This window comes from Salipaludibacillus daqingensis (genome assembly GCF_029891575.1).
Classification (GTDB): domain Bacteria; phylum Bacillota; class Bacilli; order Bacillales; family Salisediminibacteriaceae; genus Salipaludibacillus; species Salipaludibacillus daqingensis.
The window spans coordinates 25,861-44,252 of sequence record NZ_JARZHF010000005.1; the positions used below are offsets into that span (position 1 = coordinate 25,861).

Genomic DNA, 18,392 nt, shown 5'->3' on the forward strand with positions numbered 1-18,392 from the left:
AGCTTCGGTGGCGCTTTTATTTCCGTTTTCATTAATCAATGAAAATCTGCACTAATGTAAAAACTTTTTCTTATCAAACCACTCTTTATATTTAGGTTTTTCTAAAAGTACTTCATGAAGACGATATCCATGGTTATCTATCCATTGATTTAAAATTCTTTCCGTCATTTCCTTTCCTTTGTAGCTTCGACCAGCTTTTGCATATGTCGCTTCGAAATCTTCCCATAAAAGTTCAACCCATGTTCTTGCTTCTGAGTAAGACAACTGATCATTTTGTTCAAGTAGTCGATTAGTCAATTTTTCAAAATAATCATCCATGACTGACTCTCCTTTCAATAATTTCTCAGCATTCATCACCAGTAAATGTGGTAATAATAAGACTCCCCCATCAAAAGGAGGTTTTCTTTTGCGTAATAACGATCGAGATTTACCACATCGCATCTCACTTAGCAAAGATAAGAGAGAAATGTCTCGCTTTGCTTCAAAGCGTCCTAATGGATCGATTAAAGATCATCCTCAGGAACGAATGAGCAACAGTGGGAAAACTCAACATGAAACACATTAAATCCTTTAGTCTAATGTTCAAGGAGGAGTTTCTAAATGGAAAAGTCTCAAAAGAACAAAGCTAATAAGTCGTTTTATGAAGATCCGTTTCAGTCACCAAGAGCTAACCCAAAACATTCGTTTCACCAAGTTAATGGTGAAACAGAACGAAGTTTGCACAATCAAATAATGCTGACAGATGTGCGCAAAAGAACGTAATTTCCTTAGGAAGGGAATAGGTTTAAATAACGCCTATCCCTTCGTTTTTTTTAAACTTAGCTATGTTAAAGCTTATGTTGATTTTATCGAGGCGGACCCGAGACTGCGCTCAGCAGGCGAGCAAAATGAATATTAAAAATCAACACAGAACGATAACAGAACCTAAAATTTTATAATGTTTTAGTTCTTCTGTCTCCAAAAACTGAGATTGGAACTCCTTCAAGTTCCGGTACATCGTTTCTATATCCCCAAGCAAACACACCATTCATATAATCAATATCGAAATATTCATCGGGTGCATCTTTCATCTCATATCTTTCACCAGGCTTAAAGTCAGATGGATCTAATAAATATGCTTGAGCCATGAGCATTCTCCGTTCATAAACAGCAAATTCATTAACCATGCCCATTTGTTCAGCCTTTTGTGCTTTCACTTTCAAATCAGCAATGAGTTGCTGTAGTTCTGCCATTGGCATCTGGCTGAATTTTGGTTCCATTAGAACATTCTCCTTTATTACTACAATAGTCTCTTATATTATAAAGTTTTTATGTCAGATGTAAAAGGAAATACCTTTTACATTAAATCTATAGGAATTTCATCTTGATTTATCGAATATGTGCTGACTCTATAATGTGTTGGGTCCATGTCTGTAAAGTATTCCTGCTTAATATGACACCTAATAACATAAAAACAACCTTTCCCTAAAAGAAAAGGTTGTTTAACATATAGCATATTAAACGAGAATGAACGAAAGTATTAAACCAATGACACCTGCAAAAAAGGTATAATAAAGCATTGGAATAATCGTTATCCTTATAATTGCGCCTTCACGTCCGTTCATACCAACCACTGCAGCTGCTGCCACTACATTCATGACGCATATCATGTTACCTGCACTTGATCCCATTACTTGAAGTGCAATGATAAGTCTTGGATCTGTGCCAATTTGATCAGCTACACTCGACTGGAATAAGCTAAACATCATGTTACTAAAAGTCGCACTACCGGAAATGAATGTTCCTAATGAACCGATTAGTGGTGCAAGTAACGGATACATTGGACCCATCAATCCAGAAATTGAATTTGCCAACTCTATAGGCATACTCTCAAGTCCGCTCATATTCATGTCGCCGCCAGAGTTTATAAAAATACGAACCATAGGTAAAGCGGTGAATAATGTTAAAGCTGTTCCTATAAGTGCTTTTCCCGAACGTTGAAAGGATAAGCCTAATTGTTTAGGTGTCATATTGTGAACAAAAAATGTGATTAGTACAACGACAATAAAAACAAAGCCAGGTAGATAAAATGGTTCAAATGATTCTGAAATTCCTGTTCCAAATATATCTGACAATCCAATGGAAACACTCTGAAGTAGTTCCCGAATTGGAAGGAATTCCAATCTCGTTAATACAAGAAGAACACCAACAGCTAAATAAGGAATCCAGGCCTTAATCGCAGGAAGTTTTTGTTTACTTTGGTGTTCATCGGGACCAGTCGCTATTCGACCAATCCATGAATCGAGCCATGCTTCTCGTTCTTCGAAGTCCCAAGATTTTTTCGGAACAAGAAACCCTTTTTTAGCGGCTGGAACAACGATTGCAAGTCCAATTAATCCACCAAAAATTGTTGGAAATTCTGGACCAAGAAACGTAACGACAATAAGAGCTGGAACTGTATAGGCCAAACCTGCAAAAATCGCAAATTTCCAAGCGGCAAGTCCTTCTTTCCACGAACGATTCTTTCCGAAGAAACGTGTCATTAACATTACTATAATAAGCGGCATTAAAGTACCAACAAACACATCAATTTGAGCAAATTGAATTCCTATTTCTTGAAGAAGGGGTCTCATTCCACCGCTCATTTCAACAGCAGGTTGAATCACGGAGCTAACACTACCACCTTCATAAAGACCTTGATTTACACCAATTATCATTGGTGTACCAACAGCAGCAAAAGGAACTGGAGAGCTATTCGCAATCAATGCAAGAGCAACTGCTGCCATAGCAGGAAAACCTAAAGCTACCAATAACGGTGCAGCAATTGCTGCAGGTGTACCAAAACCAGCAGCACCTTCGATAAACGCTCCAAACAACCAAGCGATAATAATAACTTGAACACGACGGTCTGTCGATATGCCCATAAAACTTGTTCGAATGGTATTGATAGCTCCAGATAACTGAAGTGTATTAAGTAAAAGAATAGCTCCAAAAACGATATATAATATCGATAAACCTATGATAATTCCTTCAATTGTCGATGCTGCAATAATAACTAAAGGTACTTGCCAATACAAAATTGCAAGTATAGCTGTTGCTATAAGACTTATTGTCATAGCTTTTACGGCGGTCATTTTTAGAACCACTAAAAATAACATAACAGCTATAATTGGTGTCAATGCGATAAGAGTAGTCATAAACATTATCCTTTCTGTCTTTTCATAGTTGATAACATAAAATATGATTTTATATACTCATTTTAACACTGTATGTACATTGCTTCACAATGAAAGGTGACGATTATGTTTCTAATTATGAAGCGTTTACAAGCGAGTCACTTTTTAAATTAACCAATCTGACAGTTTATACTTTATTCTATTTCTGACTCATTTTCTTTCAAGTCTAGCCACTCTTCAATTTTTTCAACCGTAAATCCTCGTCCATATAAGTATTGTTTTACCCTTTGCCTTCTTTCCCAACTCTCTTTTGATGAATATTTCTTCCAAGCTTTTTCTCCATGCTTTTTTATTGCCTCTACCTCAAGTTCTGGATCTTCTTCTATCGTTGCTTCGTTCAATGCCTTGCTTGCGATAGAATGTGGAAACCCTCTTTGAATGACAAACTGCATTAATTTCTGTTGTTTCTTTTTAGGGCCTTCATTTTTATATGAAACTTGCTTTTTTTCTATCATTAATTTTGCATGCTCTAACTGCAACTCTTCTGAGTATTGTTTAATCGATTCTCCAGTAATTAATTTACTAACTCCTTTTTGATATAGTTCTTGTTCAATGAGTAAAGGACCTTTTTTGGCTGTATCTCTTTTTGTTCTTACAAAAGCTTCTGCAAATCGCTTATCGTCAACGAATTGAAGCTCTCGCAGCCTTTCTAACATACTCATTATATCTTCTTCAGGTACTTCTAGCCCTTTTAAATATTGGATGACTTCGGTTTCCGACCTCATTCGATATGAGAGATAGTTAAGTACTTTTTGCATTGCTTTGCTTAAATTATCTTTTTCTTTTAATGCTGCAATATCCTCATTTGACAGCTCTTTTCCTTTAGCCAGATGTTCACTTACGAGTAAATCATCCGAAACAGAAAAGGCGTATTCTTCCGCATCTGCTTTATTCAAAAAAATATGATAACGCCCTTTCGTTCGTTTTGCTGCAGTAATTTTCGTTATTTTTGGCATAATATATTCACCCTCTTCTTAAAAATTATTCTTTCATTCGATGATCTTTGATTACCTAAAATACTTACTCCGTTGAATCTCTTTCGATTAGTAGTTTGATTATTGCTTATAAAAGGAAAATACTATTGTATAGTACATAATAAAACAGGAGGCGATACAATGAAAGTAGCAATTGCCGGAGGTACAGGTTTAATTGGAAAAGCTGTAACAAATGAATTAATTTCAGAAGGTCACCACGTTTATATTTTGACAAGAGACAAGTCCCAAAAACAAGACAAACATCTTTTATCCTTTGTCGAATGGTTAAGTGAAGGAACACAACCGGAAATAGACCTTGATGGAATTGATGCTTTTATTAATCTTGCAGGCGAAAATTTAAATAGTGGTCGATGGACAACGGATAAAAAGAAAGAAATTATGCAAAGTCGTATAGATGCAACACAAGAAACGATCAGAATTGTCGAAGCGATGAAAAATAGACCTAATGTTTTAGTCAACGGTTCCGCTGTGGGTTATTATGGAAACTCTTACTCAAAAACGTTTACAGAACTAGATCGAGAACCAGGAGATAACTTTTTAGCTGATGTTGTCCATCGTTGGGAAACGGAAGCAATGAAAGTCCCTGAAGACGTTCGTTTAGTTTGTCCAAGATTCGGTGTCGTGTTAGATATAAACGGCGGTGCCCTTAAAAAAATGCTTCCTGCCTTTAAATTATTTGCTGGAGGTAAACTTGGAACAGGAGAACAGTGGATGTCTTGGGTTCATATCACAGATGTTGCAAAAGGGATTGTCCACTGTATTCTCCACGAAGAAATAGATGGACCGGTTAATTTTACCGCTCCCGAACCTCAGCGGATGAAAGACTTCGGTAAAACTTTAGCCGATAAACTGAACCGACCTTTTTGGGCACCGGTTCCTAGCAGTGTACTTCATATATTATTAGGTGAAATGAGTGTGCTAGTCCTTGAAGGACAAAAGGTTATTCCAAAAAAACTACTTGATAGCGGGTATACGTTCACTTATCCACATTTATCAGAAGCTTTATCAGATTTATTATCAAAAGAAGAATAATGATAAATATCTAAAATGGTCTTCGTATATTCTCCTTTTTAGACGGCTATACTAAGTATAGATGAAGAATAAGGAGGATGGTTACTATGGAGAAAAAGTCTCGTAAAGATAAAGGAGAGAAGCGTACCTTGTCACGAGCCCAGGAAGTTTCTTACCAATCTGAATTCAAAGCAGCGGATCGTGCTTTTTCTAAATTTAGGTCTAATTCCTAACGTCTGTACTAAAAACCATTAATTGTAAATGAAAATTTGAGTTATTTTTCAAGAAATATGGTTATTCACAGTAAATGCTTAATCAATAATTAAACATGGCTACAGAAAGGGTCGTTTAGGTTGACTAAAAATAATGAAAAAAGTCGTCTTCATAAAGAAAAAACGGATAATACAGACGTAGAGTATAGTAAAGAATTAGCTGATGTTGAAGACCGTGAAGCGGTTGATCGAGCAAAAGCTGCGGCTCAACGAGTGAATAAAGAAAACATCTAATATCTTCTAAAGTAGCCCCCTAATCAAGATATAGGTGCTACTTTTTATGTTTTTTAACGTACAATATTTCTAGTCATTTTATGCAGAAATGAAATTTTTTTCTCCCAAACCTACACAAATTGCCTTAAGACCGTTATGATAAAGAGAGAGATATTAAACGAATTCCGGCTTTTCGTCACCATTCTATGGCGAAAGCCTTAGTCGTAGTTATTCTCTCAACCTAAATAGCCTCTACTTTTCTTGTAGTATAATAAAGGAGAAAATAAAATGCTTGAACTCAGCAGCTTGATTTTGTTTATTTTACTCATTGGTTTGGGTATTGTTTTGTTCAATATTGTGACAAGCATTTGGGCTTATCGTGACTCGTTAAGGAGAGGAAACAGTAAAGAGTTCAGCATCGTTATTTTAATTTGTACGTTATTTTTCCCAATTATCGGCCTCATTATTTACCTTATCATTCGAAACGACGTATAGTTTGATCTACTTGAAACAACATTCTTCATCCATCTTTCAAACGATATGACTATAAAAACAGAGAAAGGACCGGTGAAGTAAATGTCCGTTTTACCACCCAGTTTTTTAGGAAAGAAAGTCTTTTTAGATGGCGGCAATGAACGCCATTATGTATTAAAGTATGAAGAGTTAAGTGGAGACCGAAAAGTTCATGCATTATTATTTGATCAAGAAACTCCTGTTATTTTTGCAGTATTAGATTATCATGGGAGGTTTCTAGATTCCTTTTACTTATCTAATAAAACGACGGCGGAGTCATCTGAAGCAACGGAGCGTTACAAAGAAATTGCCGAAAGAAAGAAGCAACACAAAGTAACACAAGATGACTTAAAGGATGCCCTTCGTCCAAAAGAAGAAGCAAAAATGAAAAATAAGAAAATCATGAAACTTTTAGTTGATGAACATCTTGAAGACATAAAACATCAATGGCCATCACGCTTAATAGCATTACAAAATGCCGATGGGAAATCAGATCAATCGTTGATTTTAACGTCATTAGAAGAAGCTTTAAAACAAGCGAATGCACTTAAGGCTTTTAAGTATCTTTTACATCATCGTTTGGATACATACATCCCTTTACTTGCCAAGTATATCCAAGATCAACCACAGTTGATAGATGAAGTTCCCGAATATTATTTGAGCTTTGATCAAGCTAAAATCGTAGAACAATTCCTCTATCTTGCCGTTGCAAATGTGGAAATTGATAATCCGGATCTAATAGAGAAAATTTTACATCAAGCTCAGAAAATTGATCACGTTCATTACTCTTCCGTTCTACGACAATTGTTGGTTAAATTGTTCAGACGAGTCAAGAGTGAAACGAAGGACTCCACAAAAGAATGGTTAAATAAAACCGTGCACGATCAATCTCTTCGCTCATCAATCGTTGAGATATTAAAAAAGAAGGCTTAATGATAGTCACTAAAAACAGACCTAGATGGTCTGTTTTTTATTTATTGGCATGCTTTGCTATGAGTTAGAGGGCAGTAGTTGAAACTCAACTACTGCCCTCTCTTTCACTTTTTCTTTCTTTTAAGGCCACTAGTCCCATCAACTACTCGCGCCTTAAATCGTTTTTTTTCCGCAATAGATTGTTTACAGACGTGAAATGAAAAAAGCCGTTGGAGCAAGTGTTCTTTGCTCTCAACGACTCATTTTTTCTTTATCCGTGTGTTCTTCTAGCAAAGTCAACAAATTTAAATTTATCAGGACGATGCCTTGATTCTGTATACTGGAAAAGACTGGCATCATCAAAATAAACATAGTTTTTTACGACGACGACATTCGAGAAGCCATTCAGATGTAGTAAGCGTCTGTCTTCTTCAGTAGGTTCGACAACAATAATTTCTTTTTTCGCGAAACTAATCTGCATCCCTAATTCATTTTCAATATATTCATAAATCGAATTCTCACATATCTCTTTCGTTAAATGTTCGACATACATTTGATTAAAATAATCTTTATCAAGAATAATTCGCTCTTGATCAATTTCTCTCACCCGAAGAACTTTCCAAACGTTTTGGTTTTTCTTCATATTCAATTGCTGTTGAATTTCTTGATTCGGGTGAATGAGCTCTAATTCCTCCACGTGTGTTTGATGTTTCTCTCCTATCTTTCCAGCAAGTTCTTTAAAACTTACGAGGCCAGATATAGGAAAATCAAATTTACGTGCATCAAGGACGATAGACCCTTTTCCTTGGACTTTTTGAATAAATCCATTTTGAGCGAGAAGGTTTAACGCTTTTCGAATTGTTTCTCTTGATGTAGAAAAGTCGCTCATCAACTCATGTTCAGATGGGAGCTTGGAATGAGCAGGGTATTTTCCTTCATGGATTTGATCCGCTATTTCCCGATAGATTTGTAAATATTTATTTTGCATGGACATCACCATCTTCAGTTTATCATCCTTTCTTTAAATGATAAACCAAAGACTCGTAAGGTCTAATAGTCATGGAGTTTTGCAACTTTCTGTTACTTGCATAGTTTGAAATAATTAATTCAGATTGATAATCACTAACATCTATGTCGAATGGTAATCTGAATTCTACTTCGCCTTCATAAAAGTGATTAATAACAAGTAATTTTTCGTCTCCAAAAGCGCGTTCGTAAACAAATAATTTATCATCGTCTTCTAAAAGCAATTTGTAGCTACCGTATGTGATAATATCTAATTCTTTACGCAACTCAATTAATTTTTTATAGTGAAAATAAATCGACTCTTCGTCTTTCTGAGCAGCTTCTGCATTTATCGTTTGATAATTATTTGCTACAGGAATCCATGGTGTGCCATTAGTGAATCCACCGTGCTGTGAGTCATTCCATTGTACCGGTGTACGTGAATTGTCGCGAGATTTAACCTGAATGATTTTTAATATTTCTTCATCAGAATAACCTTGTTGTTTTTTTGCTTCGTATATATTTAGCGTTTCCACATCTCGGTAATCATCAATAGAAGAAAACTTCGGATCCGTCATCCCAAACTCTTCCCCTTGATAAATATAAGGAGTTCCTTGCATCATATGAATCGTTGTGGCCAGCATTTTAGCAGATTCCCGGTGATAGAGACCATCATTCCCATAACGAGTAACAACTCGCGGTTGATCATGGTTACACCAAAATAAAGCATTCCAGCCTCCGCCTTGATACATTTCTGCTTGCCATTTAGATAAGATTTGTTTTAATGACTGGAAATCAAACTCCCCAATTGCCCATTTCTCTCCATTTGGATAGTCAACTTTGAGATGATGAAAATTAAATGTCATACTTAACTCTTGACGGTCTGGACGAGTATATTTAATGCAGTTATCAATCGTTGTTGAGCTCATTTCACCAACTGTCATCACATCGTAGTGCGAGAATACTTCCTTATTCATCTCTTTCATAAACTCATGCACCCTCGGTCCGTCAGTATAATACTTTCTACCATCACCAGGGGCTGTTTTCCCATCATCATTCGGAAACCGCTGATCCTTCGAGATCAAGTTGATGACGTCTAATCTGAAACCATCTACACCTTTTTTAAACCAATAATGCATCATATCATAAACATCATCACGAACGTCCTCATTTTCCCAATTTAAATCGGCTTGTGTTACATCAAACAAGTGAAGATAGTACTGTCCTGTTTTTTCATCATACTTCCAAGCATTTCCACCAAATTTTGATTGCCAATTTGTTGGTTCTTCTCCAGCAACAGGGTCTTTCCATATATAATAATCACGATATTGATTCTCTTTTGATGTCTCCGCTTCTTTGAACCATCGGTGTTCTGTAGATGTATGGTTAACAACAATATCCATAATTACTTTTAAACCTCTGTTATGTGCTTCTTGAAGAAGGCGATCAAAATCTTCCATCGTGCCATATTCTTCATGTATTTTGTAGTAGTCACTTATATCATAGCCGTTGTCTTTTTGTGGTGACTCATAAATTGGGGTAAGCCAAATAACGTCTACCCCCAAATCATTTAAATAATCCAATTTATCGATTATCCCTTGAAGGTCTCCAACACCATTTCCCATCGTATCATTGAAGCTTTTTGGATATATTTGATAGACAACAGATTTTCTCCACCATTCATTCATTTGCATACTCATTTACGACCCTCCATAAAATAAAAATTTAGATTTGTACCGTGTCATAACTCCTTACATTATAACTTGTATATACAAGATAGTAAAGGTATAAAAACGCTATCATAAATGGAGTAAATGAATATCCTATAACTAATGAAATTCGCTAAAAAAACCGAACAACGTTTTGCTCGGTTTTTCAAGTTTTGAATCGTTTTCGTTCAATAATATTACAACACCTATGGGTACTGCTGGTCCTATCGTTTTATTTCTTCAAAGCTTGTATCGTTGCGGAAACAGCATGATTTATTGGCATATCTCCCTTTTTCCAAGCTGCCATTAGGTCATCACTGGAGTTTGTTTTTGTGATCTGAATACTTGTGAAACCTGCATCACTTAACATTTTTTCCAATACGTCCACTCTTTCAGCACCAACAACACATTGAGAAACTTCAGGATCGTCATGAACGTCTTTAGCCACGTCTCCATGGATTCGAACGATATCTGATATATGCAAGCGACCGTTGTTCTTTAAAACTCTGTAAGCCTCTTTAAATACATGTTCTTTTTCTGGGGATAAATTGATAACGCAGTTAGAAATAATCACATCAACACTTGCATCAGCTACAGGTAAATGTTCAATTTCTCCTAAACGAAATTGGACATTTGAATATTTTTGTTTTAACGCGTTTAGACGAGATTTTTCGATCATTTCATGCGTCATATCAACGCCTATGACAAACCCTTCTTCCCCAACTTGACGCCTTGCCAAAAAAGCATCAAAACCTCCACCACTTCCAAGATCAAGCACCACATCACCTTGTTTTAACATTGCCAATGCGGTTGGATTCCCACAACCTAACCCCATATTTGCTCCATTTGGCTGTTTCAATAAATCCTCTTCAGCATACCCCATTGTTTTTGATAGTTGGATTACATCTTGACTATCGTTTGAACAACACGACGCTTCAGTAGAACTCGTTGCAATCTTTCCGTACCTTTCTCGTACATTTTTTCTTTGAATATCAGCTTTCATGATCGTTCCTCCTAGTTATTAAGTGACTTTCACTTATGAAGACGAAGAAGAACAAAATAGGTCGCAATTTAAGAAACGCAACATAGTTTTTTACTTTCGTAGCGAACAATATTTCCATACGAATCAAATTGAACATGACAGCAGTCCATCAACGTTTGTTTTAACTTTGATTTTGCTCTGTGAACCCTCGTTTTTGACCCAGATAACGATACATTTATGTGTGAAGATATTTTCTGATGTTTCCAGTTTTCTCCTACATGTAACCAAAGAGGAAGCTGATATTTTTCAGGCATTTCCTTCAACTTTCGAAGTAAATATGAACTACACTCTTTATTGTAGTTATCAGATTCACTTTCAGTTTCTTCAACCAATATTGATACATCTCCAATGGAGTCTGCAGGAATTTCCTTATTATTTTTTCTGTAAAAATCAATAAGATTATTTCTAGCAATTTGAAAAAGCCAAGCTCGAATATTATCTACTTTGTGAAGAGAATCTTGATTTATTAATACTTTTAACCATAAATTTTGAAATAAATCTTCGGCATCAAATCGATTGGATACTCGATGGTTGAAAAACTGACGCAATTCTTTTTCATATCTTTCAACATAGCGATCGATTTCATTCAGCATAATTTCCGCCACCTTTTATATAATCATTTACTTATATATTATAATATCCTTTATAAAAGAGCAACTTCTTCTCTCCACCATACTGAAAAACACCCTTGGCTCATGAAAAGAACCAAAGGTGTAAGTTTTATATGTTACATTCATTCAATTGTCAGAGAATATTGAACGTGCTCGTGAATATCTTCATCTTCCATATGAACAATAATATGATAGTCTCCTTCATCTTTAAATGAATGAATTGCTTCATATTGACCATCATTTATTTCTTCACCATCAATCCATTCATGCATCTCGTCTCCATGTTTCCATATTTCAAATTGAACGTCTCCATCAACCCAAGCTTCATCTTCCCATTCTACGTTTATAGATACCGTCACGTTATCGTCAACAGAAGCAGTTTCCGTTGTATTCCATTCCAATGTTAAGCTTTCATGTAAATGTTCTTCATGACTATGTTCGTGATCGTTATGATGAGCTTCATTGTTTTCTTCATCCATCTGAACATCTCCAATGAGAATATCTCCTACAGGCATGACATGACTTCCTCTTGCTGTAACATGAGGTTGAACCTTATAATGAGCTTCTTCTTGGAATAAATAAGAAACTGCATACATGCCGTCCACTCCAGGTAGATCTGCCTCAATCATCTCACTATCACTTTTTTCCCCGTCCATCCATACTTCAAAGATCACTTCACTAGCATCATCTACGATTTCTTCTCCTTGTGTTACGACAACTTCTAAGATAAGTTCTTCTCCAGGATCTGCTGACTCCGGGATCATTAATTCCGCTTCTAAAGGATCCAAATTAATATCATTGACGTTTGTCGGTCCTGTATTTTCCGGCTCTGACTCTCCACAAGCAACCGCTAAAGTTACAAAGCTAATAAACAACACACTATACCATAACTTTTTCATCCTATCACCTCATCACCTATGTTTATCATTTAACCATAGTAAAAATATGTTCAACGTGATCATACATCAATTTAATATGCAATACCATAAAATAAGGAAACTTCACGTACAATTCACACTCTATACCCTTTTGTCCAAACTTCTATAAATTTTTCTAACCATATGTTTAAGGTACCAACGTCCTCCATTGTCATAGCTGTTTTTAATGATGTATAATAGATTAGACTAGGCGCAGCAACGCCTAGTCCGAGTAATGATACCGTATAAAAACGGTTGTCATTGTTCTCACTTAAGAAATAGTCACCTTCGTAGTCGTTTGGGGGCTATTTCTTTTTGTTTAAAACGACGACAATAGTTACAACTAATGTTAAAACGGCAAGAAATACTAAACTAAATTGCGAGAGTAAACTTAGTGCTTCATATGACGTCAAAATACATTCCCCCTTTCTTAAAGGACTGAACACCGCTAAATCAAATTGCTTGTCCATTATATCAAACATACGTTCGCATATCTATAAACCAATGTTCTTAACTTTTAGTTAATGAATATGAGAGAATAATCTATAAGAGGAGTGTTTCATTTGGAAAAAGCTATATACAAAGTGAGAAAACGGGCAAAAAAATATAGAAATTGGTTTGAAAAAATATCTGTAAATCCTTTTCCATGGTTGATTCACGACAAGAATTACTTTTTAATTACATATACAAAGTCTTCTCATATTCAAGGGGTGGCTATTTTATCTGATAGTAAAGAAAATCCTCAACATGCTAAACAAGCTCATCAACCTCTTTTTTTATTTTATAGATTGATGAACCATATTCATATGACGGGTTATATGCGTTCAAATATAGATCTTACATATTTTAAAGACCCACTTAAACTATCTAGTGAAAGGGAAATTACCGCTTCTCAAGAAGGGCATGATCTTGTTCAAACACTTCTTGATAAACAATCGCAATTTAAAGGTATTTATGATCATTTTTTTACTCATTTATCAAGCTTAAATAAGCAACAACAGCCCATTTCTCAAACAGAACTAGAACTCGCTATTGAAACTTCGTCCATGCTAGAGATATTGCATTATGAAATCATGTCAGAAATGTTTGAAGGTTTTGATGCGTTGAAGATTTGGTTTGACACAATGAAAGATGAAGGTCTCTGGGAGAAACTCAACCAAAATCAACGTGTTTTCTTTCAGCAAATGATTCAAAATGAGTCTAATATGGAAGAAGAACTTAATAATGTCCCCGTTGTAAAGCATAAAAATCGCGATAAAATGTTAAAGTTAACCAAAGAAAAATATGCAAAATTTAAAGAAGATAAACGAAAAGAAGAATCAAAAACGTTGCGTTACCCATAATAAAGGAAATGAACTACATTCCTCGTTGGAGCAGGAACCTTATTAATTACAAAAGTTTGTATATGAGCAAAGAAGTAAAAAATAACAGTGAATCGTAACAGAGAAAATGATAAAAAGCCAACATGTCGTTAAATGTTGGCTTTTTATATGAACAAATGAGACCTATAATAAATAGTCAAAAGAAGTCGTAAATGGTTGAAGAAGACGGATGCCTACCTTTTTTATAAAGGAAACATCAAGGTTATCCTTAGCATTGTTCCCTATATAAAGTTGGCTTTTATCAACTAATTCATCTATATTTCCTTCTACTTTTCTAGCAAACTCTTCACCTTCAATAATGACCATTGTTTCCGTACTTAAAAAAGCACTTCTAGCATCGATATTAAAGGAGCCCAGAACACTAATATAACTATCAAAGACGAACGTTTTACCGTGAATCGAATGAGGACCAATATATTCGTATAAAGCTAGATCACTTTCCATCAAACTGTCCCTGCGAGAAACATAGCCAGAAAAAGCTAAGAGATTTGGTGTAGCTTGTTTTGAATTCGTCAAAATAATATTCTCATCTGCATTAATTTTTTTCAGGTCAACCATTGCTATCATTTCATTTGTAGGAATAATGTAAGGACTTTGTGCAACAATTGACTTTTCCGCCTTTTCAAACATTTGAATTAACTCATGCCAAACAACAGGTTTTTTATTCAAACGCTCTAAAGGATTATGCACGACCTTTACTTCGTCGATGGGAACGGATAACTTTAGCCAATCTATTTTTCCATCAATTCGATGATTAGAAGATCGCAACATTTGCGTCATTTGCTTATTCTTTATTGTTGCTTTTCGCTCTTGATTCTTGCTTAATTTATAAATTGCTTCAGTAGTATACTCATGATCAAATAACGAATCAAAGTAGTCGCTAAGGGCTGTGACAACATTTTCTGTACTTTTGTCTTTGTCCTCCTTATCACCTGTATAAATGAGGACGACATCTCGGTCATTAACCGATTTATCATTTTCATCATTTGTAAAATATTTATCCCCGATGTTCCTTCCACCTGTCATCGCAAATGTACCGTCTACTAGAATGAGTTTGTCGTGAAGACGATTGTTCCATGTCCAAGGACGAAAGGGATTAAATGATTCGTAATATTTAAGCGTGATATTCGGATGAGAGCTGAGTAAATGTGGAAGGGATCGTAAGTCACCTCTCATATTATGAAGCAATCCATCAAACAAAATTCTAACCTCAATCCCTCGATCAGCTGCTTCCAAAACACTTGCAAAAAATAAGTCTGCCCATTCACCTGCGTGAATCGTATGATAAGTAATGTCGAGGCTATGTTCTGCTTGATCAATCAACTCAAGTCTAGCAATTCCAGATTCTTCCCTTTCTTCTAAAACAGCAGCTCGATGGTCGCCTTTAACATTAGAAACATAATCATGTTCGACAAATGTATCTTCAGGCTCCATCCAACGAAAGATAAGCCCTCCAAAAACAAAAGCAAATAGGAGATACATGATAATACTTCGCTTTATATTTTTTCGATACATGCCTTTCATTATTCGTTCACATCCTAATAAAACTGTTTTGAAGATCCTCTCATCGATTACTGTTTTGGAAGAACAATTTTAATATCAGTTCCTTCATTGATTTCACTATCCACATTGATAGTAGCATCATGTAGATCAATAATTTGTTTTACAATAGACAAACCAATTCCAGTTCCTGATCTTTTCGACCTTGCCTTATCCGTTTTATAAAATCTATCCCAAATATGGCTCAGCTCTTCTTTTGTCATACCTTTTCCTTTATCACTAATGAGTACTTCTACGTCAATTTCTTTCTCGATTATTTTTAATTGTATACTACTGTTTGGATCCGAATTCTGTACAGCATTTTGCAATAAATTAATCCAAACTTGTTCCATTCTCTCTTCATCTGCAAATATAATTATTTCATCTTCTGACGTTAACTCCATATCAATTTGGTGCTCAGAAGCGCTCGGTTCCATTTTTGCTATGATCATACGAAGTTGTTCTGCTACATTATATTGTTTTTTCTCTAAATTCCAATTCCCTGCTTCTATACTCGCTGTGTCCAACAGATCATTCACCAATTTCATCAGTCTATCTGTTTCATTTCGCATAATCGTTAAATAATGTTTCTGTTTTTCAGCAGGGATCGTTCCATCCATCATTGCCCCCAAAAAACCTCTAATTGACGTCAAAGGTGAGCGAAGATCATGCGACACATTTGCTACAAAATCTTTTCTTAACTGATCAAGGCTACCAAGTTCTTTAGCCATATGATTAAAAGTATTCGCTAATTGACCGATTTCATCTTTGCTATCAACATGTATTCTATGAGAGAAATCTCCTTTTGCATATTGCATCGCACTATTTCTCATTTTTCTCAAAGGTGCTGTCATTCTTCTTGAAACAAAAAAGATTATAATAGCGGTCAAAGAAACGGTAACAAGAGACGTAATAAAGTTTATCCATACAATTTGACTTGATTCACGATCAAATTCATGAAAAAACATGACCATCGCATGCTCAGGAGAATCCGCATCTGGTATCGTTAACGGAGCTGCCATCATATACACGATCTCAAATCCATCCGTTCGAACACGCCTATTCATCGTTTCTCCTTGAAGAGCATCATGAACGACACTTTGAGATACACCAAGATCTTCTAAGAACCCATGGTGGTATAAAGCATCACCATTACCATCGAAAAGTAATATTTGTCTGTTTTCTTGATTCATGCTCATTTCTAATGATGTAAGCAGCGTTTCTTCATCCCATCCTTGTTGCCTAGCTTCACGGAAATGTTCAACTAATCGTTCCCCTTGATGATCAAATGTTTTATTATATCGAGTTGTCATCTCGTTATGAATCAAAGAGTTTAATAAAAGAGCAAATACAAGAAAGGAAAATAGTAAAATTAATAAATGTGACGAAAAGAGTTTTATAAACATTCCTTTATTTTTAAACATGGTCATTTACCTCGAATTTATAACCTACTCCGCGAATTGTTTTTAGTTTCCAATAAGGCCACTCATCGCCTATCTTCTCACGAATTCGCTTAATATGGACATCAATCGTTCGAACATCTCCTTCATAATCATAACCCCAAATCGAATCCACTAACTGTTGACGAGTGAATACTTGGTTTTTTTCCAATGCAAGAAAGTAAAGGAGTTCCAATTCTTTTGAAGGCAAAATAACAGACTCATTTTTTCTCAACAATTGATGCTGCTGAACATCTATTTGCATGTTCTCAAAATACAATGACTTTCTTTCATGTTTATAAGGACTTGTTCTTCTTAAAATAGCTTGCATACGAGCTATAATTTCTTTAGGTTCAAAAGGTTTCACTACATAATCATCGGCACCCAGCTGCAATCCTTTAATTTTGTCATAACTTTCTCCTTTACCAGTAAGCATAAGGATTGGAACTTGTCTCTCGTCTCTTCGTATTTCTCGACAGACTTCCCAACCATCCATTTTTGGTAACATGATATCTAAAATAACAAAATCTGGCGCCTCATCATAATACATTTCCCATCCAGCTTCGCCATCATAGGCCATTGAGACAAGAAACCCTTCTTGGACTAAATATAATTCCAATAAATCAGAAATGAACGGATCATCTTCGATAATAAGTACTTTCACCGCTTCTGTCATGGAACCACCTCCTACACCAATCTATCTGTCTAGCCTGATTATCTCATGAATACACATGGAAAAGCTCATGGGACTTATTTGTCCACATAAGCTCTAACAAATTTATTATAAACAGCTATTCTATCTAGCTGGTTTTGTTTTCGGTCGGTAACACAATTCTACTTGAATTCCTCGCTGTTTAAGTTTGTCCTTGATGTCATAAAGTGATTTTCGAGATTTTTCAACAGGCATCACTTTGTCCTCCCTCCATCCGAATGCAGTGAAATGACTTTTTTTGTACTCGTTTCATGAAGACCTTCTACTGCATCATGAATAACTTTCATTTTCTCGTCCATTTCTTTTACTGTATCGGCAGCTTCTTTTAGACCTTTCTCCAAATACTGAGGGATATCCGATTGATATTTATAATAAATTTTATGTTCAAGGCTAGCCCAGAAATCCATCGCAAGTGTTCGAATCTGAACTTCAACGTAAACGTGTTCCATTCCTTTTGAAAGAGTAATTGGAACTTGAACAATCAAGTGCATGCTTTGGTATCCATTGGCTTTTGGAAAACGAATATAGTCCTTCACTTCCATTATTTTCAAATCATTCCGGTTCATCATCAACTCATATAAGTGATAAACGTCTGATTTAAATGGTGTGACAATTCTCATTCCCGCTACATCAAACAAGTTTGCTTTTGCATTAGCTACTGTTGGTTCGATCCCTTTTCTTTCTAATTTATCCATCATGCTTTGCGGTGTCTTTAATCTTGTTTTTACGTGTTCAATGAGACTATCTTCTTCCATATATTTTGTTTCTTCCACCATAATGTTCACTTTCGTTCTTAATTCATCTAGGGCAAATTTATAAGGTAATAAAAAATTTTTCCAAACCGTTATCTTATGTTCCATTCCTTTTCGCCTCCACACGGTTATTCTATAAGAGGATCATAGCAA

General features: G+C 35.5%; 22 protein-coding genes. 8 read left to right on the forward strand and 14 right to left on the reverse strand.

The features are described from left to right. Positions 1–51: 51 nt before the first annotated feature. Positions 52–318: a YfhJ family protein gene (locus QDN89_RS10795; RefSeq protein WP_280770144.1), complete on the reverse strand. Its 267-nt coding sequence runs from the start codon at positions 316–318 to the stop codon at positions 52–54. A gap of 88 nt (positions 319–406) precedes the next feature. Here QDN89_RS10795 and sspK point away from each other — a divergent pair, with 88 nt between their 5' ends. Both sspK and QDN89_RS10805 read left to right on the forward strand, forming a co-directional pair. Then, complete coding sequence (gene sspK, locus QDN89_RS10800) at positions 407–565, forward strand: small acid-soluble spore protein K (protein WP_280770145.1); 159 nt, start codon at positions 407–409, stop codon at positions 563–565. A 35-nt stretch (positions 566–600) separates the two neighbouring features. Then, on the forward strand, positions 601–762 hold the full coding sequence (locus QDN89_RS10805; protein WP_280770146.1) for a YpzG family protein: 162 nt from the start codon (positions 601–603) through the stop codon (positions 760–762). A 170-nt stretch (positions 763–932) separates the two neighbouring features. Here the strand turns inward: QDN89_RS10805 and QDN89_RS10810 are convergent, their stop codons facing one another. The 3 genes from QDN89_RS10810 to recX all read right to left on the reverse strand — a co-directional run bounded on the left by QDN89_RS10810 (position 933) and on the right by recX (position 4,171). Further along, positions 933–1,259: a YfhH family protein gene (locus QDN89_RS10810; RefSeq protein ID WP_280770147.1), complete on the reverse strand. Its 327-nt coding sequence runs from the start codon at positions 1,257–1,259 to the stop codon at positions 933–935. Between the two features lie 237 nt (positions 1,260–1,496). Continuing rightward, the gene (locus tag QDN89_RS10815) at positions 1,497–3,176 is read right to left on the reverse strand and encodes an L-lactate permease (protein ID WP_280770148.1); all 1,680 of its coding nucleotides are present in this window, start codon (positions 3,174–3,176) and stop codon (positions 1,497–1,499) included. 173 nt (positions 3,177–3,349) lie between these two features. Beyond that, on the reverse strand, positions 3,350–4,171 hold the full coding sequence (gene recX / locus QDN89_RS10820; RefSeq protein ID WP_280770149.1) for a recombination regulator RecX: 822 nt from the start codon (positions 4,169–4,171) through the stop codon (positions 3,350–3,352). A 159-nt stretch (positions 4,172–4,330) separates the two neighbouring features. Between recX and QDN89_RS10825 the strand changes: the two genes are divergently transcribed. The 5 genes from QDN89_RS10825 (at position 4,331) to QDN89_RS10845 (ending at position 7,152) form a co-directional block, all read left to right on the forward strand. Continuing rightward, positions 4,331–5,242, forward strand: coding sequence for a TIGR01777 family oxidoreductase (locus QDN89_RS10825; RefSeq protein WP_280770150.1), 912 nt, complete (start codon positions 4,331–4,333; stop codon positions 5,240–5,242). A gap of 86 nt (positions 5,243–5,328) precedes the next feature. Then, positions 5,329–5,454 carry a YfhE family protein gene (locus QDN89_RS10830; protein ID WP_280770151.1) on the forward strand — a complete coding sequence of 42 codons (126 nt, stop codon included), beginning with the start codon at positions 5,329–5,331 and terminating at the stop codon, positions 5,452–5,454. Between the two features lie 120 nt (positions 5,455–5,574). Further along, positions 5,575–5,727 carry a YfhD family protein gene (locus QDN89_RS10835; RefSeq protein WP_280770152.1) on the forward strand — a complete coding sequence of 51 codons (153 nt, stop codon included), beginning with the start codon at positions 5,575–5,577 and terminating at the stop codon, positions 5,725–5,727. Between the two features lie 267 nt (positions 5,728–5,994). Further along, a complete protein-coding gene (locus QDN89_RS10840; protein ID WP_280770153.1) occupies positions 5,995–6,201 on the forward strand; it encodes an ABA4-like family protein in 207 nt (68 codons plus the stop codon). A gap of 81 nt (positions 6,202–6,282) precedes the next feature. Further along, positions 6,283–7,152, forward strand: a complete 870-nt coding sequence (locus tag QDN89_RS10845; RefSeq protein WP_280770154.1) for a hypothetical protein — start codon at positions 6,283–6,285, stop codon at positions 7,150–7,152. Between the two features lie 250 nt (positions 7,153–7,402). Here the strand turns inward: QDN89_RS10845 and treR are convergent, their stop codons facing one another. The 6 genes from treR to QDN89_RS10875 all read right to left on the reverse strand — a co-directional run bounded on the left by treR (position 7,403) and on the right by QDN89_RS10875 (position 12,828). Further along, positions 7,403–8,119: a trehalose operon repressor gene (treR, locus tag QDN89_RS10850; RefSeq protein WP_280770155.1), complete on the reverse strand. Its 717-nt coding sequence runs from the start codon at positions 8,117–8,119 to the stop codon at positions 7,403–7,405. A gap of 22 nt (positions 8,120–8,141) precedes the next feature. Further along, positions 8,142–9,830, reverse strand: a complete 1,689-nt coding sequence (gene treC, locus QDN89_RS10855) for an alpha,alpha-phosphotrehalase (protein WP_280770461.1) — start codon at positions 9,828–9,830, stop codon at positions 8,142–8,144. A gap of 247 nt (positions 9,831–10,077) precedes the next feature. Beyond that, entirely contained in the window at positions 10,078–10,848 is a 771-nt protein-coding gene (gene arsM, locus QDN89_RS10860) for an arsenite methyltransferase (RefSeq protein ID WP_280770156.1), read from the reverse strand. A 68-nt stretch (positions 10,849–10,916) separates the two neighbouring features. Further along, the gene (locus tag QDN89_RS10865; protein WP_280770157.1) at positions 10,917–11,480 is read right to left on the reverse strand and encodes a sigma-70 family RNA polymerase sigma factor; all 564 of its coding nucleotides are present in this window, start codon (positions 11,478–11,480) and stop codon (positions 10,917–10,919) included. Between the two features lie 140 nt (positions 11,481–11,620). Then, positions 11,621–12,397, reverse strand: a complete 777-nt coding sequence (locus tag QDN89_RS10870; protein ID WP_280770158.1) for a FixH family protein — start codon at positions 12,395–12,397, stop codon at positions 11,621–11,623. Between the two features lie 323 nt (positions 12,398–12,720). Then, positions 12,721–12,828 carry a putative holin-like toxin gene (locus tag QDN89_RS10875; protein WP_280770159.1) on the reverse strand — a complete coding sequence of 36 codons (108 nt, stop codon included), beginning with the start codon at positions 12,826–12,828 and terminating at the stop codon, positions 12,721–12,723. A gap of 150 nt (positions 12,829–12,978) precedes the next feature. Here QDN89_RS10875 and QDN89_RS10880 point away from each other — a divergent pair, with 150 nt between their 5' ends. After that, a complete protein-coding gene (locus tag QDN89_RS10880; protein ID WP_280770160.1) occupies positions 12,979–13,758 on the forward strand; it encodes a hypothetical protein in 780 nt (259 codons plus the stop codon). A gap of 162 nt (positions 13,759–13,920) precedes the next feature. Here the strand turns inward: QDN89_RS10880 and QDN89_RS10885 are convergent, their stop codons facing one another. The 4 genes from QDN89_RS10885 to QDN89_RS10900 all read right to left on the reverse strand — a co-directional run bounded on the left by QDN89_RS10885 (position 13,921) and on the right by QDN89_RS10900 (position 18,347). Continuing rightward, on the reverse strand, positions 13,921–15,321 hold the full coding sequence (locus QDN89_RS10885) for a phospholipase D-like domain-containing protein (RefSeq protein WP_280770161.1): 1,401 nt from the start codon (positions 15,319–15,321) through the stop codon (positions 13,921–13,923). Positions 15,322–15,368: 47 nt separating this feature from the next. Then, complete coding sequence (locus QDN89_RS10890) at positions 15,369–16,760, reverse strand: sensor histidine kinase (protein ID WP_280770162.1); 1,392 nt, start codon at positions 16,758–16,760, stop codon at positions 15,369–15,371. Then, on the reverse strand, positions 16,753–17,451 hold the full coding sequence (locus tag QDN89_RS10895) for a response regulator transcription factor (protein WP_280770163.1): 699 nt from the start codon (positions 17,449–17,451) through the stop codon (positions 16,753–16,755). The genes QDN89_RS10890 and QDN89_RS10895 overlap by 8 nt, the downstream gene beginning before the upstream one ends. A gap of 230 nt (positions 17,452–17,681) precedes the next feature. Then, a complete protein-coding gene (locus QDN89_RS10900) occupies positions 17,682–18,347 on the reverse strand; it encodes a GTP pyrophosphokinase (protein WP_280770164.1) in 666 nt (221 codons plus the stop codon). Between the last annotated feature and the right edge of the window lie 45 nt (positions 18,348–18,392).

Coding starts and splice junctions, on each gene's coding strand:
- QDN89_RS10795 (WP_280770144.1), bottom strand. CDS start 318: ATGGATGATTATTTTGAAAAATTGACTAATCGACTACTTGAACAAAAT.
- QDN89_RS10805 (WP_280770146.1), top strand. CDS start 601: ATGGAAAAGTCTCAAAAGAACAAAGCTAATAAGTCGTTTTATGAAGAT.
- QDN89_RS10810 (WP_280770147.1), bottom strand. CDS start 1,259: ATGGAACCAAAATTCAGCCAGATGCCAATGGCAGAACTACAGCAACTC.
- QDN89_RS10815 (WP_280770148.1), bottom strand. CDS start 3,176: ATGACTACTCTTATCGCATTGACACCAATTATAGCTGTTATGTTATTT.
- recX (WP_280770149.1), bottom strand. CDS start 4,171: ATGCCAAAAATAACGAAAATTACTGCAGCAAAACGAACGAAAGGGCGT.
- QDN89_RS10825 (WP_280770150.1), top strand. CDS start 4,331: ATGAAAGTAGCAATTGCCGGAGGTACAGGTTTAATTGGAAAAGCTGTA.
- QDN89_RS10830 (WP_280770151.1), top strand. CDS start 5,329: ATGGAGAAAAAGTCTCGTAAAGATAAAGGAGAGAAGCGTACCTTGTCA.
- QDN89_RS10840 (WP_280770153.1), top strand. CDS start 5,995: ATGCTTGAACTCAGCAGCTTGATTTTGTTTATTTTACTCATTGGTTTG.
- QDN89_RS10845 (WP_280770154.1), top strand. CDS start 6,283: ATGTCCGTTTTACCACCCAGTTTTTTAGGAAAGAAAGTCTTTTTAGAT.
- treR (WP_280770155.1), bottom strand. CDS start 8,119: ATGCAAAATAAATATTTACAAATCTATCGGGAAATAGCGGATCAAATC.
- treC (WP_280770461.1), bottom strand. CDS start 9,830: ATGCAAATGAATGAATGGTGGAGAAAATCTGTTGTCTATCAAATATAT.
- arsM (WP_280770156.1), bottom strand. CDS start 10,848: ATGAAAGCTGATATTCAAAGAAAAAATGTACGAGAAAGGTACGGAAAG.
- QDN89_RS10865 (WP_280770157.1), bottom strand. CDS start 11,480: ATGCTGAATGAAATCGATCGCTATGTTGAAAGATATGAAAAAGAATTG.
- QDN89_RS10870 (WP_280770158.1), bottom strand. CDS start 12,397: ATGAAAAAGTTATGGTATAGTGTGTTGTTTATTAGCTTTGTAACTTTA.
- QDN89_RS10885 (WP_280770161.1), bottom strand. CDS start 15,321: ATGAAAGGCATGTATCGAAAAAATATAAAGCGAAGTATTATCATGTAT.
- QDN89_RS10890 (WP_280770162.1), bottom strand. CDS start 16,760: ATGTTTAAAAATAAAGGAATGTTTATAAAACTCTTTTCGTCACATTTA.
- QDN89_RS10895 (WP_280770163.1), bottom strand. CDS start 17,451: ATGACAGAAGCGGTGAAAGTACTTATTATCGAAGATGATCCGTTCATT.
- QDN89_RS10900 (WP_280770164.1), bottom strand. CDS start 18,347: ATGGAACATAAGATAACGGTTTGGAAAAATTTTTTATTACCTTATAAA.